This window comes from Mycolicibacter kumamotonensis, assembly GCF_002086285.1.
Classification (GTDB): Bacteria; Actinomycetota; Actinomycetes; order Mycobacteriales; family Mycobacteriaceae; genus Mycobacterium; species Mycobacterium kumamotonense.
Map to the genome: position 1 here is coordinate 1 of NZ_MVHU01000003.1, position 14,306 is coordinate 14,306.

Sequence of the window (14,306 nt, forward strand, 5' to 3'; positions counted from 1 at the left end):
GAAGATCATCCTCGGGAAGGTGCGCCCTTTCCTACGCCACCTCACCGAGGCTCATCCACAGGTTCTGATCATTGCTCGAGTTCCTGTGTTATCTGCGGACTGGGGATCTGCCGGGCATGGTCCGTATCGGTGAGCCCGGGCCTGGGATGGCCGAGTCGTCGTTGCAGCCGCGGGGGGCTGCGGTGTTGTCGATGTACCGGTACTTCGCCGACGCCCACGATTTGACCCGCCCGTACCGCCGCTTGTTTTCCTCCCACGCCCGATCCTCGCGGCGCCGCTATGCCCCCACCCTGGCTGGTGTCGGACCGCGACGTGATCAGGAGGTGCCTGTGCACCGCCGGCGTGCACCCAATCGCAGCGAGACGCCGGTGTTGTTGCCCGATCAAGTCAACGCCATCCTGGATGGCTGCAGTGTGCAGTCGCCGTCGGGTGAGTGGACCGGCAGCGAGGCGGGTTTGCGTGACCGGTTATTCTTCGCCGTCCTGGCCGAGACCGGAATGCGAATAGGTGAAGCATTATCTTTGCGCCACAATGATTTCCATATCACCGGGGGTGAGACTCCGTCGATTCTGGTGGCCGGCCGCGACGATCACCCCCATGGGGTACGAGCCAAGTCCGGTGCACGCCGGATCTACATCGGCGATGATCTGGTAGCCCTCTACAGCGAGTACGTGTGGCAGCTGATCGGGTGGGCCGCCGACGTCGCGGTTGCCGATCTGGCGTCGCACTTCGTGTTCGTCAATCTGGCACGCGGCCAGCGCTATGCACCGTTGCGCCCGGAAACCGTCTACGACAAGGTGGACACCCTCACGGCCGCCCATGCTGATGTGTTGCCGCAGGACTGGACTCCTCACTGGCTGCGCCACACCCACGCTACAGCTCTGCTGTTGTCTGGGGTGCCTGAACACGTGGTGATGCGCCGTCTCGGCCACGCCGATGTGCAGACCACGCTGTCGATCTACGGGTGGGTGACCGCCGACGCCGAGATGCGCACGGTCGCGCAGTGGAAGAGCTTCGTCGCCGGCTGGAAGGTGAGCCATGACTCAACCCCGTAACAGTCACGTCGATTCTGCAGGATCCGCGGCGGCCACCGTGTGGGATCGGCAATGGCAGCAGGTCCCTGAATCGTGGCGAACTTTGCACTACCGCATCGACGCTGCACCGTTCGACGCCGTGTTCGTGCGCAACCAGCGCTACCTGAACAATCCCGACGGCCACGACTTCACCCCCGCCGATGTCCCAGAACGCTTTCGCCAAGAAATGGCGTGGTGGGTGTGGTTGTGCGGCCACGAAGGAATCCGCAAGATCGAGCCGTTCCTGCTGAAGTGGACGGCCGTCGCCTTGACCGACGCCGCCGCCGAGCACCAGCAGCGGTATCACCGGCCTCCAGTGAGCATTGCAGACCTCGCGGCCGAGGATGTCGTACGTCACGCCGTGGTGCGCTTTGAGCGCCGCAACGCCCGCCTGCCCTCCGCGGGGGCTCGGCGCCAGGTCGTGGCCTTGATCGAGCACCTGCATCTTTACGTATCGGTGCGCTGCACCGATGCCCCGTGGTGGGCCCATGACATCTGGGATCTACGGGCTGATCCCCGCATACCACAGCGCGAACATGAACCCAGCCATGACCAAGTCGTCAAACTTGCCGCGATCCACCCGCCCTGGCTGCGTGAGGGCGTGCGGTTCTGGCTGCGCACCTCCATAACCGCGGAATTGCTGCGCTGGTCATCGGTAGCCGATCGTGCTCGCAACATGGCCAGGCACCTCGGCCCGTTCTTGGCCGCCCGCAACATCAGCACCCCACTGTTGGCCGATGACCGCGCCGCCCTGCGGTTGTTGTTCACCGAGTTCTCCAACTACCTGAAATCCCCATCCGCACAGTTCAAACCAGACCGGCCGTTGTCAGCATCCGCGGTGGACTCGACCCAGTCGCAGGCCCAGGTGTTCTACGCCTTCATGGTTGATCACGCCGAGGAAGCCGCTGCGGCGACCGGCGACCCCCGGTGGGCTCAGATCACCGACACCTACACGCGTCTGTGGGGCGCGGCGTTTCGAACGCGCCGCGCCAACCGGCAGCGGGAGCTGACGTGGTTCTCCACGTCGGAATTGCAGCAGATGCTGTGCTACCTCGATGTGCTGGCGGCCGATCGCGGTATGCCGGTGGCCATCACTCACCCTGATGCAACGATCTCGGTTGTCGCCGGCCTCGGAGACCCGCAAGCCGCGCGCGTCTGGCTGCTGCAGGCGCTGACCGGACGCCGAGCCTCGGAGATACTGATGCTCGACTTCGACCCTCTGACCGCTATTCCCGGCCAGGAACGCCCCACAGATTCCGATGACCCCAACGCATTCGTCGCCAAGTTGCGCTACCAGCAGACCAAGGTCGACGGGGTACTGCCGTCGATCCTGGTTGAGAAGGCGGTGGTCAACGTGATCACCGAACAGCAACAGTGGGTTCGCCGCCGCTACCCTGGGCTGAGCCCGAAGTACCTGTTCCTCGGACTGCGCCACCAGCATCAGGGCCACCGGGCCCGCACCTACCAGTCCTACGGTGTGGCACTGAACAAACTCGACAAGGTTCACGGCCTGGCCGACTCGGCCGGGCGTCCGCTGCGGTTCAGCCAGACCCATCGGCTGCGCCATACCCGGGCCACCGAGTTGCTAAACGACGGCGTTCCCATTCACGTGGTACAGCGATACCTTGGGCACGCATCCCCTGAGATGACCCTGCGCTACGCTGCGACGCTTGCTGCAACAGCTGAGTCAGAATTCCTGCGGCACAAGAAGGTCGGCGCACACGGCACCGATATCGCAATCAGTCCATCCGATATTTATGACATGACTCAACTGGCGGCCCGCACGGATCGGGTACTTCCCAACGGCGTGTGCCTGCTTCCTCCGCTGAAGAGCTGTGACAAAGGAAATGCTTGTCTGTCATGCGGGCATTTCGCCACCGACGCCACTCATCTCGACGAATTGATCGCGCAGCGCGCCAAGACCGTCAACTTGATCGAGGTCCGCCGCGAACAGTACCGGCGACGTAGCGGGCGGGAACTCACCGACGACAACGTGTGGATTCACGAACGGCGCCGGGAGATCGCCTCTCTGGACGCGATCATCGAGCGTCTGCACACCGACACCGAGGGCCTCGCGAACGGAGCCAGTGTGGGCGGTGCTGGTGCCTCAAACCGGTTGCCGCTGTTGAAGGTCAAGACCCGCGGCAGCCACGAATCTGTTCTACGCAAAGCCGACCCCAACGCAACCGGATGAGGCAACGCCCCCCTCCCCCTTCGGATAACGCCCGCCGCGCCCTGGCCGACTACCGTAAGAACATCTCCCAGACCAAGCGCCGGGATATCGAACGCGCCATCAAACACCTGCGCAAGACCAACGCCATCATCAACATATCCACCGTCGCTGCCCGCGCCGGCGTAGAACGCAAGACCGTCTACAAGCACCGCGACCTCGTCGCGATCATCGACGCCTACCGACGCCAGCCGCCTTCGCTCGACGCCGCGACGGGCCGCGAGAGCACCGTCGTAGCCGCCCTACGTGCCCAACTGGTCGCCAAGGACGGTGAGATCCGCGCACTGAGAACCAAGCTTGCCGAACAAGAATCGACAATCGCACTGCTCTACGGACAACTCGACGCCGGAAACGGTGCAGGGGGCGGCGGCTAATGGGTGCCATCGCAACAACGGCTTGGGGCACCGCCTGCACTTCACTCGCGATTCCAGCCATTGTGGCGCCGAAACCACGCACCCGTAGCCGTAATCCCCCAATCTGCGGCGGTTACAGGGTGCCTGTGTCGTAATACGGATCGCTCAGGCGGGCCTGACGGTGTGGAGGTGGGATAGAGCGCGGCGTGTTGGGCCACCAGCTGGCTTCGCGCAGGAGTGTGGCGATGGCGGGGACGGTGAGGGTGCGAACGAGGAATGTGTCGAGTAGGAGTCCGCAGCCGATGATGAGGCCGACTTGGATCATGATCGCGATGGAGCCGAACATCAGTCCGAACATGCTGGCGGCGAAGATGATTCCGGCCGAGGTGATGACCGAGCCGGTGCGGGCGACGGTGCGCAGTACCCCTACGCGAATGTTGTGTTTGGATTCCTCCCGCAGCCGTGAGACGAGCAGCATGTTGTAGTCGGCGCCGACGGCTACCAGGATGATGAAAGCCAGCAACGGGACGGGCCAGGCGATTTCGTAGCCGAGTCCCCATTGGAAGACCAGCACTCCGATGCCCAGTGAGGCCAGGTAGTTCAGCACGACCGTCCCCAGCAGGTATAGCGGGGCGAGCAGGGCGCGCAAGAGCAGGATGAGGATGAGTCCGACGATGACCAGGGTGCTGATGGCCAGTTGGGTGAAGTCAGCCGACAGGAGCCGTTGGATGTCGGAGTTGACGGCGGGGAACCCGGCAACGGCGATAGTGGCGTTGGCCAGGGTGGTGTTGGGGCGGGCGGTGTCGGCGGTCTCGACGATCTGGCGGGCGAGGGTGATCGCCTGCGCGCTGTAGGGGTCGTAGCTGGATTCGACGACAAAGCGGGCGGTTTTGCCATCGGGTGAGAGGAATTGTTTGGCAACGTCGGTGAATTGACGGTTATCGAAGGCACTGGCGGGCAGGTAGAAACCGCTCGCTGCGTCAGAGCCGGCGCTGGCGCGGGCCGAGTTCTGCAGTTGGGCGGCGACCTGGCCCATCCGAGCCAACATTTCGATGTTGCTGTCGGCCAGGGCGTGCACACCGGCGGCCAGCGCTTGCGCCCCGGAAGCGAGTTGGCCGACGCCCTCTTGGAGCCGGCCGATGTTGCCGGCCGGGTCCGCGGGATCACCCTGAGTTCCGAAGGCCTTGTCAAGTGCTGCGGCAGCGGCTTGTATGTCGGCAAGGGTGCCAGCAATGGTGGCGTCGGTGTCAGGGTTGTAGCGATCGCCGAGGGTGGCGACTTCGGTGAAGAATCCGTTATCGCGCAAACTCACCAGGATCCGGACCTGGTTACGGATTTGCGCGCATTGCGGCGTGGTGGCACACCACTCGGAAGTGTTCAGGCCATCGACGAGGGGGGCCAGCACGGCGAGGGCGGTTTCGGCTTGATCCGCCCGCGACCGCAGCCCGGGGCCGGATTGGATGGCTTGGTCGACGGTGGGTGCGGAGGCCGAAAGTTCTTGCAGCAACGGTCGAGATGACCACAGCAGGGTGTCACCGGATTGGGCTCGGGCCAGTACGCCCGACAGCGGGGTCAAGATCGCGTGCAGGGCGGCATCGAGCTGGGCCAGGCCGCCAGCGAGTTGATCGGCGCCGTCGGTGAGTTGAGTGAGGTCGCCTTTTCGTGCGTCGCCATCGGCGACGGCGTCGGCCATCTTGTCGCCGATCTGCCTGTTCTGCCAAGACAGTTGGGCTTGTTCGAGACGGGTGCCGGTGGGGCGGGTTATCCCGATGACTTTGGTGACCCCGGATACTTGGGCGACCCGGGAGGCCATCTCGTCGAGGTCGGCCAGACCTTTGCTGGTGCGCATGTCGTCGGGGTTCTCCACGACGAGAAATTCGGTGATGACGACGTCTTTGGGGAAGTGGCGATCCAGCAGTTGGTAACCCTGGTTGCTGGCGGTGGTGGCAGGCTGGCCTTTGCGGTCGTCGTAGCTGATCTTCATCGTGGTGGCGATGGCCGAGAGGGCCAGCAGGATCACCAGGCTCACGGCCAACAGTGGCACCGGCCGGCGGACCACCGCGACAGCGACACTGTTCCAGTAGCGGCGGGTTCGATCGGATTTCGGCTCGCCGATTCCACGGCGGGCGGCCAGCGCCAGCACCGGCGGCAACAGGGTCACGGTGGCCAGGAATCCGACCAGCACGGCGACCGCGCAGGCCGGGCCGAGCCCGGCGAAAACACTGAGGCGAGCGAAAACCATGGCAAAAAAGGCCAGCGCAACGGTGGCCGCCGAGGCCAGGATCACGCGCCCGATGCTGGCGGTGGCATGAATGACGGCCTGATCGGCGGGGACATGTGCGCGGCGCTGTTCGTGGTAGCGGCTGATCAAAAACACCGTGTAGTCGGTGCCCGCCCCGAGCAGGATCACGGTCATGAACGCCACGGTGAACTGCGAGACGGGCATGCCGCTCTCGCCGAGGACAGACAGCACACCACGGCCGACGGCCAGGCTGACCCCGATCACCAGCAGGGGCAGCAAGGCGGTGAACACCGACCGGTAGACAATCAGCAGGATCAGTGCGATCAGCGCGGCGGTGGCGATCGAGATCAGCAGCAGGTCGTGTTCGGCGGCAGCGATCTGGTCGTTGAAGGTGGCCGCCGGGCCCGTCACGTGCACGGTCGTCGGTGAACCGGCGAATAAACCGGCGGCGATGTCGCGCACGGCTTGGACGGATTCGGCGGCCTTGGGGTCACCCAGGGTGCCGGCCACACCCACCGGCAGATACCAGGCTTTGCCGTCATTGCTGGTCGCATGCGCCGCGGTGACCGGGTCGGCGAGCAGATCTTGAACCAGCAAGACGTGGTCGGTATCGGCGCGCAGCTGCACCACCAACTGCTCATAGCGGTTGCGCACCGGCGCGGTTAAGCCGTCGGGGTCTTCCATCGCCACGACCAGCATCGTTTTGGAGCCCTGTTCACCGAAGGCCGCGCTCATGCGGTCCACGGTTTGAAACGACGCGGCGTCGCGGGGGATCAGGTTCACCGATTGCTGCCGTACCACCGTTTCCAGCTGCGGGAACACCAGTGCAAGCAGCACGGCGACGGCGATCCAGCCGCCGATGACCAGTGCTTTATGACGCACCGTGAACCCGGCCAGTGTTGCTAACCGGCTGCTGTACTCACTGGATTGGCCCGGATCGGCCACCCCGTTGCGGGCCCGCACAGGCAGGGTTGCCGTGCCCGCACCGCCCGGGTTGTCCGCACTCACCGCGCCTGCGCCCACGAAAGACGCTGCCGCCGGTCACAATGACTCGGCTGCCGGCGATGACGAAGATCCTTAGTTGGGGGTCGTTGCACCGGCATTGTCGTCCTCGTCGTAGGGGATGTCATGGCGGACCACCTTGACCCTGCCGTGCGGCAGGCACGCCATGTAACCGTGGTGTTTGCCGTAGAGCTCCCAGACGGTGGCGCGCTCGTTGGCGCTGACCTCGATGCGCAGGCCGTTGGAGAAGCTCAGGAGTAGCCGACCGGAATCGTCGTGGCATGCCTTCGTGCACACCGCACCCGCCAGATCCAGTAGCGGACGTTGGTGGGCGGCGACCTCGCGCGGGTCGATGAGCACTTCCTCGGCCGGAAACTCACCGCTAGCCGGCAGGGCAAGCCACAGCAGGCAACTGATGACTACCTCGTTGGCGTCATCAAAGCTCAACACCAGATCACCCTGCAACGACATCCGCTGCACGGTGCAACCTTCGATCCACGTGGTGTACATCGCGCACCTCCGTCGACGCCCAACCGGTCTGCACTGAAATGGTACGGCAAGTAGCGCTGCGCTACTAGTAATAGCGTTACGGGTTGCGGGTCAGGATTCCGGATCGCTCGGCGCCCCGTTGTCCCCGAGCCGCCGAAGAAGATGTTCGAACGCTGCTACGTCGCCATAGGCGGCGAAGTGATCGGCGGTGACCACGACGAACACCGCATTTGCGGTGAATCGGGTGGCCCCCTCGGGGTCGGTGCCGGTTGCGCCGATGTGCAGCACGCGGCCTTCCCGGGAGGCAATGTGCGCGGTGATGCGGTGGGATCGATGCAGCACGACCGGCTGGAGGTATTCGACGGTCAGGCTGCGTGTCACAGCGGGCGCGCCGGCAATCCACAGCGCGAACCCCAGCACGTCGTCGCAGGCGGCGGCGACCGCCCCGCCGTGCGCCAGACCGGGCGCGCCGACGTGGCGTTCGTCGAAAGTCACGTCCGCGTACACCGTGTCGCCGCTGCGGTAAACCACCAGCTGCAGACCGTGCGGATTCTGCGGTCCGCAACCCATACACGTCCGAGTATGTGCGGGCAGCAGCTCAGGCCGTGCCGCACCCGAGCGGCCGGACGCGACATCGTGATGCGGTGAGTGATCGGCCACCAACGACACCTTCGGTACACATAGTTTCGCTGCGCTACCGTTGGTACGGTACCCGTTACGGGCGGTGACGCGGGTAATTGGTCGGGAATCTGGAATGAGGCGAGGGGTGAGTGGGTGTGAGCAGCGAGCAGGTACCGCCGGTGCCCGATGACGACGATATTGACCCCCGCCGGACCCGGTCGCGCAACCGCTTGCTCGACGCCGCGACCGCGCTGCTCAGCAGCGGTGGCATCGAAGCCGTCACCATCGAGGCGGTCACCAAAGCTTCCAAGGTGGCCCGCACCACCCTCTACCGCCATTTCGGCAGCTCATCGCAGTTGCTCGCGGCCACCTTCGAGCGACTCTTACCTCAAGTAACCCCACCCGGGCCGGCCAGTGGGACATTGCGCGAACGACTCATCGAACTGCTCACCCGACAGTCTGCGCTGTTCGCCGACGCCCCAGCACACATCACCATGCTGGCCTGGCTCGCCCTGGGCCCGACCACAATCGATCACGCCAGCACCGAACATGCCCCGCAGGCGCTGCGAGCGCGGGTCATCAACCAATACCGGCAGCCCTTCGACGCCATCCTGCAAGACATTGAGGCCGCTGCTGAATTCGACGGCCTGGACCCGGATCTCGCACTGTGCCAACTCATCGGACCACTCGCGTTCGCACGAATGACCGGCCTGCGATCCATCACCGCACACGACTGCGCCCGCATCGTCGACGACTTCCTGGCCACTCACCGGACCCAGGAAGCCCAATCCGCAGTTCCACAGCCCGACGGTCAAAGGGGCACAGACGACAACCGCCCGGGGTGAGCGCTCTCCCGGGGCGCAATCAGTGCAACCGGGCAGGCGACAGGAGAAACGGGCCGGGATGGCAGCCGCGCAATCCCTAGGCGGGCACACCGTGCGATTCAATCGTTCCCGATTAGGCTGATCGGCACGGGACGCACCTAATCGGTAACAGTCATACACACATGCTCGCGACACCAGATAACTTCACTGGCAACTGTCAACGTGAGGTGGGTCGGGGGCAGTGATGCGGTCTTTCGCTGCGGCTGTCTCACTCGGACGATGCGGCGGGTTTGGTGGCGTGGATGATCGCGCCGTGCATCCCTTCAGCCACCTGGTGGGTGAACGTGACCGTGGCATCGGTGAACCCGGCGGCGGCCAGCCCGTCGAGGTACTCCTGGCGGGACAACGCTCCGGCGATGCAGCCGACGTAGGAGCCGCGTTCGGCGCGCTGGGCCGCACTGAGGTGGTCCTCGGCGACGACGTCGGAGATCCCGATCCGCCCACCGGGCACCAGCACCCGGAACATCTCGGCGATCACGGCTGGTTTGTCGGCCGACAGGTTAATCACACAGTTGGAGATCACCACATCGACGGCGGCATCGGGCAGCGGAATGTCTTCGATGGTGCCCTTGCGGAACTCGACATTGGTGGCACCGGCCTTGGCCTTGTTCTCCTGCGCCAGGGCCAGCATCTCGTCGGTCATGTCGACGCCGTAAGCAAACCCGTTCGGGCCGACCCGGCGCGCCGATAACAGCACGTCGATCCCGCCGCCAGAGCCCAGATCCAGCACCCGCTCTCCGGGGTGCAGGTCGGCGACCGCGGTCGGGTTACCGCAGCCCAGGCTGGCCGCAACGGCTTCGATGGGAAGCTCGGAATGTACGTCGTCGCCGTAGAGGCCGGCGCCGAAGATGGTCCCAATATCGGCGGAATCGGCGGACCCGCAGCAGCTCGCGGCGGTCAGCACATCGCTGTTGGTTTCACCGCTACGCACCGCGGTGGCGGCGGCGCCGTAGCTCGCCCGGACCTGATCACGCAGCTCATTGTGTTCGGCGGTCATCCCACCCACTCCTTCCATCGACAAGTATCTATGGGAGCAGTCTGCACGATGCATCGATATCTGTCAATGCGTATGTCATACTGTGGTCATGTCCGCCACGATCGCGTCCTCAACCGACCGCGATGACGCGCTGCTCGTCGCCGATCTTGCGGCGTGTTGCAGCCCGATCGCCGAGGGGGTGCTGGATGCGGCCGCCGCCGAGCGGTTGGCCGGCGTGCTCAAGGCGCTCGCCGAGCCCACCCGATTGCGACTGGTGTCGCTGATCGCGGCCCATGAGGGCGCCGAGGCGTGTGTATGCGACCTGACCGCCCCTGTGGGGCTATCCCAGCCGACGGTGTCGCATCACCTCAAGATCCTGGTCGAGGCCGGCCTGCTCGACCGAACCCAGCGCGGCAAGTGGGCGTACTACCGGCTGGTGCCCGCGGCCCTAGATGCACTCGGCGGGGTGTTTGTTGTCCGTTGTCGTTGTGGCTGAGGCACGCTTGAGCGCTGACCTGCGATGCCTCGGATTAAGTGGCGCGCCGCCGCTACCTTGAGTCGGCCTGCGGCCGGGTGTCTTGTGTTGGCCCGGCAAGAGGCCTGATGCGCCCGGCGCGTCCACCGTTGGCGATGACGACGACTTCGGCAAGCTCGTGCACCAACACGACGGCAGCCAGGCCGAGGGTGCCGAACACCGCTAGCGGCATCAGCACGGTGATGATGCCCAGGGAGAGCCCGACGTTTTGCAGCATGATCTGCCGGGAGCGTCGAGCATGTGCTAGTGCGTGGGGCAGGTGACGTAGGTCTTGGCCCATCAGGGCGACGTCGGCGGTTTCGATGGCCACGTCGGTTCCCATGGCGCCCATCGCGATTCCCAGGTCGGCGGCGGCCAGGGCTGGAGCGTCGTTGACGCCGTCGCCGACCATCGCGGTGGGCCGGTGAGCGCCCAGTTCTGCGATCAGGCGGGCCTTGTCCTGCGGGCGCAGTTCGGCATAGACGTGCTCGATGCCGGCTTGGGCAGCCAGCGCGGCGGCGGTCGCGTGATTGTCGCCGGTAAGCATCGTCACCTGGTAGCCGCCGGCGCGGAGCCCGGCGATGACCTCGGCTGCCTCGGGACGCAGCTCGTCGCGCACGGCGATGGCACCACGTAGCTGGTCGTCGCGTTCCACGAGAACCGCTGTGGCCCCGGCTTGTTGCATACGTGCCACCTGATCAACCAGGTCGGCGGGGTCGATCCAGCCGGGCCGCCCCAGTCGGACGCTGTGTCCTTTGAGTTGGCCGGTCAGCCCGGCACCGGGAATGGCCTGCACCTCGTCGGCTGCGACGATCGGCGCCGTGTTGGCCGCCAGGACGGCCGCGGCCAGCGGGTGTTCACTGCGGATTTCCAGTGCGGCCGCCACCGCCAGCACCTCGTCGCGGGTAGCACCGTTGGTGGTGGCGACGTCGATGACGGTGGGCCGGTTGGCCGTCAACGTTCCGGTTTTGTCCAGCGCGATCCCACCGATGGTGCCCAAGACTTCCAGCGCGGCACCGCCCTTGATCAGTACCCCGATCTTCGAGGCGGCACCGACTGCCGCCACGACGGTCACTGGCACGGCGATGGCCAGCGCGCACGGGGACGCGGCGACCAGCACCACCAGAGCGCGTTCGATCCACACCAGCGGGTTGCCGAAGATGCTCCCCGCCCCGGCGATCAGCACCCCGGCGATCATGATGCCCGGCACCAACGGCTGCGCGATCCGATCGGCCAGGCGCTGGCTGGCGCCCTTGCGGGCCTGTTCGGCTTCCACGATCTGCACGATCCGCGCCAACGAGTTGTCCTGGGCGGTCGCGGTGACGTCCACCTGCAGCACTCCGGACCCGTTGATCGACCCGGCGAACACCTCATCACCGGGTCCGGCCTCTACCGGAACCGATTCGCCGGTAATCGCCGAGACGTCCAGGGCGGTGCGCCCGGCACCAATGATGCCGTCGGTGGCCAGACGTTCCCCGGGTTTGACAATCATCTGATCACCGACGCGCAGTTCGGCTGCGGCCACCACGGTTTCGACACCTGCGCGCAGGACCGTGGCCCGATCCGGCACCAGCGCCAGCAGAGCACGCAAGCCGCGGCGGGTACGCGCCACGGCGTATTCCTCCAAACCCTCGCTGATGGAGAACAAAAACGCCAGCATCGCAGCCTCGCCGACCTGACCGAGTCCAACAGCGCCGAGGGCGGCGATAGTCATCAACGTGCCTACACCGACACGGCCCTCGGTCAGTCGCCTAACGGTTGAGGGCACGAACGTCGAAGCGCCCACCGCGAGCGCCACGACTTTCAATCCCAACGCCACCGGCCCGAATGGAGTCAGCCACGCCGTCACCAGTGAGGCTGTCAGCACCACCCCGGAGAACGCGGCCCGCCGCAGCTTGACAACGCCCCACAGCCGCTCCGACTCAGGGTGGCTGTCGTCGTGGTCGCAGCAGCCATCGCTTCGTTGCACTGGTCGTTGTGAAACCCTGTCAGCTTGCTCGCCGGATAGCGTCCGCTCGCTCCAGTCGAGGATCCTCTGCAGCACACCGGGGTTGCCTCCCTCGACCGAGTGCGGCGCCCGGGCGGGCACCGACTCGGCAGGGATGTGCTCGGCGGCGGCGATCGCCGACAAAATGGCAGCGGTGTCGCAGCGCTCGGGTGAATACCAGACCACCACGGAAGCCGTGCGCGGATACGCGCGGACCGCATCCACACCAGCCACCGTGGCGACCGAGTCCTCGATCGCGACAGCCCGCACCGCGTCGAACCGAAACCAGTTAGCACGCACCCGTATTCGTCGCGCACCCGCAGACACGACAACCAGCGCGGCCCCGTGATCGGAGGAAACCTCAGCAGTAGGCACAATCGACCTTTCCCCGTGAAAACGGCTAACCCATCACTTGGCAGCAGTCGTCATCGTCAGCCTTGGCGGCGGGCGGCCGAGGGGCATCGTCGCCGATGCGTCCGCGGGCTTCGGCGACCACGTCGGCGACTTTCAGCCGGGCCGACTCCGCTGCTACCTCTGCGCTCCGAGTTCCGCGCAGTCCCCACTCCGTCACGGTCACCGCTGCCCGGTGAACCGGCGCCGTGCCCACCGCCTTGCGCAGCACCTCGTAGGCGCTCACCCCGACCAGCCCGGTGAACACTGTCCCGGCTGCTTTGGCCACGAACCCATGTATAGCCACTGCTTATCCCTTCTGTTCTGCCAACTCACTACGATTGAGCGACCGCGATCTTCAAGGTCACCGGATCGCTGCCACTGATGGTCATCGACCAACGGTGGCCTCGGCTGCGCCCGATGCGGCGTCCTCGCCGACACAGGGCTGGTCGGTATCCACCGCCAAAACAACCTGGACCAGCTCGCCCAGAGCACGGGCGAGGTGAGGGTCGGCCAGCGCGTAGCGAACCTGCCGGCCCTCATAGGTCGCGATGACCAGCCCGCAGCCCCGCAAACACGACAAATGATTGGACACATTCGACCGTGTCAACCCCAGCTGCGCAGCCAACTGGCCCGGGTAGCACACCCCATCGAGCAGTGCCACCAGAATCCGACACCGCGTCGGATCCGCCAGCGCTCGGCCCAGCCGAGCCAGCGCCGATTCCCGCGTCTCACACGTCAGCATGCACCAAACAGTACAGCCCATACTGATATGTCAGCAAGGGCTGAATTGTGCCATGGCTCCACACGCCGCCGTCAGCCCTGACGCCGCCCAGCTGGCCCAGCCGGGCACGGTGATCGCGGGGATTGACCTGGTCGTGGTTTCCACGCGTCGAAGTGGTGTGCGCGGCGGGTGGCGCTGAGTTGTTGATCGTGGATCCACTGTTCGATGGGGCGGGTTTGGTCGCGGTGCTGGGGAAACCGGGCGCTGACGTTGACGTAGACCGCATCGACGGCGCGGGCACGGGCGGGTGTGGCTGGCGCGGTGCCCCAGATCCGGCGATGAGCGCCGGCCAGGATGGCGGCCAAGGCGATCAGGTCCGGGTAGGCGCCGATGTGCGTGTCGGCGTCGGCGCGGGCAGGCGGCAGCGTAAACGGGCTGGTGCTGCGTGCCCAGCAGCGGTGAATCCGCGCGGCATCCCTGACCGCGAAGCGCGCAGCGTCGCCGTGACACCGATCCAGTCGGGCATGGCGCTGCGCTGCGGCGATCACCGCGGGGGCGCAGCGCAGATCGCGTTGATCGTCGAGGGTGGAGGTGCCTGCACCGATCCATCGGCGGTGGCGGCAGCAGACGGTCGCGTAGTCGGGCAACCAGCAGTAGACCGGCTCATAGACACCGCGGCGTGCCATGCACAGGCGGCATGCGGGCCGGGCGTGGCGGCGTTGGCGGGTGGTGTCGCGGTCGGGGGCGGCCAGCCCGATGAGCCGGGCGTGAAGGATGCCCACGGGCTGGCCGCTGGCGGTTGCCAACCAGTCCGGCCGGGG

13 protein-coding genes are annotated in these 14,306 nt (G+C 65.9%); 5 read left to right on the forward strand and 8 right to left on the reverse strand.

The features are described 5' to 3' along the window. Positions 1–116 precede the first annotated feature (116 nt). The 3 genes from BST28_RS02875 to BST28_RS02885 are packed head-to-tail and all read left to right on the forward strand — an operon-like array spanning position 117 to position 3,677. A complete protein-coding gene (locus BST28_RS02875) occupies positions 117–1,055 on the forward strand; it encodes a tyrosine-type recombinase/integrase (RefSeq protein ID WP_272937531.1) in 939 nt (312 codons plus the stop codon). Beyond that, positions 1,039–3,267, forward strand: coding sequence for a tyrosine-type recombinase/integrase (locus BST28_RS02880; RefSeq protein ID WP_083079801.1), 2,229 nt, complete (start codon positions 1,039–1,041; stop codon positions 3,265–3,267). The genes BST28_RS02875 and BST28_RS02880 overlap by 17 nt, the downstream gene beginning before the upstream one ends. Next, complete coding sequence (locus tag BST28_RS02885; RefSeq protein WP_046284845.1) at positions 3,264–3,677, forward strand: hypothetical protein; 414 nt, start codon at positions 3,264–3,266, stop codon at positions 3,675–3,677. Before BST28_RS02880 ends, BST28_RS02885 begins: the two co-directional genes overlap by 4 nt. A gap of 112 nt (positions 3,678–3,789) precedes the next feature. On the opposite strand, the gene BST28_RS02890 is transcribed toward BST28_RS02885, so the two are convergent. From BST28_RS02890 to BST28_RS02900, 3 genes are all read right to left on the reverse strand, one after another. Further along, on the reverse strand, positions 3,790–6,906 hold the full coding sequence (locus tag BST28_RS02890) for an MMPL/RND family transporter (protein WP_082108291.1): 3,117 nt from the start codon (positions 6,904–6,906) through the stop codon (positions 3,790–3,792). A gap of 69 nt (positions 6,907–6,975) precedes the next feature. Then, a complete protein-coding gene (locus BST28_RS02895) occupies positions 6,976–7,410 on the reverse strand; it encodes a DUF6188 family protein (RefSeq protein ID WP_083079803.1) in 435 nt (144 codons plus the stop codon). 90 nt (positions 7,411–7,500) lie between these two features. Further along, the gene (locus tag BST28_RS02900) at positions 7,501–7,959 is read right to left on the reverse strand and encodes a PaaI family thioesterase (protein WP_046284847.1); all 459 of its coding nucleotides are present in this window, start codon (positions 7,957–7,959) and stop codon (positions 7,501–7,503) included. 206 nt (positions 7,960–8,165) lie between these two features. Between BST28_RS02900 and BST28_RS02905 the strand changes: the two genes are divergently transcribed. After that, positions 8,166–8,855 carry a TetR/AcrR family transcriptional regulator gene (locus BST28_RS02905; RefSeq protein ID WP_046284848.1) on the forward strand — a complete coding sequence of 230 codons (690 nt, stop codon included), beginning with the start codon at positions 8,166–8,168 and terminating at the stop codon, positions 8,853–8,855. A 247-nt stretch (positions 8,856–9,102) separates the two neighbouring features. Here BST28_RS02905 and BST28_RS02910 read toward each other — a convergent pair whose 3' ends face one another. Next, positions 9,103–9,891 carry an arsenite methyltransferase gene (locus tag BST28_RS02910; protein WP_083079805.1) on the reverse strand — a complete coding sequence of 263 codons (789 nt, stop codon included), beginning with the start codon at positions 9,889–9,891 and terminating at the stop codon, positions 9,103–9,105. Positions 9,892–9,979: 88 nt separating this feature from the next. On the opposite strand from BST28_RS02910, the gene BST28_RS02915 reads away from it, so the two are divergent. Continuing rightward, complete coding sequence (locus tag BST28_RS02915; RefSeq protein WP_109560616.1) at positions 9,980–10,366, forward strand: ArsR/SmtB family transcription factor; 387 nt, start codon at positions 9,980–9,982, stop codon at positions 10,364–10,366. 52 nt (positions 10,367–10,418) lie between these two features. Here BST28_RS02915 and BST28_RS02920 read toward each other — a convergent pair whose 3' ends face one another. The 4 genes from BST28_RS02920 to BST28_RS02935 form a co-directional block, all read right to left on the reverse strand. Further along, complete coding sequence (locus BST28_RS02920; protein ID WP_083080017.1) at positions 10,419–12,707, reverse strand: heavy metal translocating P-type ATPase; 2,289 nt, start codon at positions 12,705–12,707, stop codon at positions 10,419–10,421. Between the two features lie 64 nt (positions 12,708–12,771). Next, positions 12,772–13,068, reverse strand: coding sequence for a DUF1490 family protein (locus BST28_RS02925; protein WP_033718759.1), 297 nt, complete (start codon positions 13,066–13,068; stop codon positions 12,772–12,774). 81 nt (positions 13,069–13,149) lie between these two features. Then, on the reverse strand, positions 13,150–13,506 hold the full coding sequence (gene cmtR / locus BST28_RS02930) for a Cd(II)/Pb(II)-sensing metalloregulatory transcriptional regulator CmtR (protein WP_007170255.1): 357 nt from the start codon (positions 13,504–13,506) through the stop codon (positions 13,150–13,152). Between the two features lie 71 nt (positions 13,507–13,577). Further along, positions 13,578–14,267, reverse strand: a complete 690-nt coding sequence (locus BST28_RS02935) for a hypothetical protein (protein ID WP_050483930.1) — start codon at positions 14,265–14,267, stop codon at positions 13,578–13,580. Between the last annotated feature and the right edge of the window lie 39 nt (positions 14,268–14,306).

Bases quoted from the DNA above. Each gene is read 5' to 3' on its own strand.
- BST28_RS02875 (WP_272937531.1), top strand. From the start codon at position 117: ATGGTCCGTATCGGTGAGCCCGGGCCTGGGATGGCCGAGTCGTCGTTG.
- BST28_RS02880 (WP_083079801.1), top strand. From the start codon at position 1,039: ATGACTCAACCCCGTAACAGTCACGTCGATTCTGCAGGATCCGCGGCG.
- BST28_RS02885 (WP_046284845.1), top strand. From the start codon at position 3,264: ATGAGGCAACGCCCCCCTCCCCCTTCGGATAACGCCCGCCGCGCCCTG.
- BST28_RS02895 (WP_083079803.1), bottom strand. From the start codon at position 7,410: ATGTACACCACGTGGATCGAAGGTTGCACCGTGCAGCGGATGTCGTTG.
- BST28_RS02900 (WP_046284847.1), bottom strand. From the start codon at position 7,959: ATGGGTTGCGGACCGCAGAATCCGCACGGTCTGCAGCTGGTGGTTTAC.
- BST28_RS02910 (WP_083079805.1), bottom strand. From the start codon at position 9,891: ATGACCGCCGAACACAATGAGCTGCGTGATCAGGTCCGGGCGAGCTAC.
- BST28_RS02915 (WP_109560616.1), top strand. From the start codon at position 9,980: ATGTCCGCCACGATCGCGTCCTCAACCGACCGCGATGACGCGCTGCTC.
- cmtR (WP_007170255.1), bottom strand. From the start codon at position 13,506: ATGCTGACGTGTGAGACGCGGGAATCGGCGCTGGCTCGGCTGGGCCGA.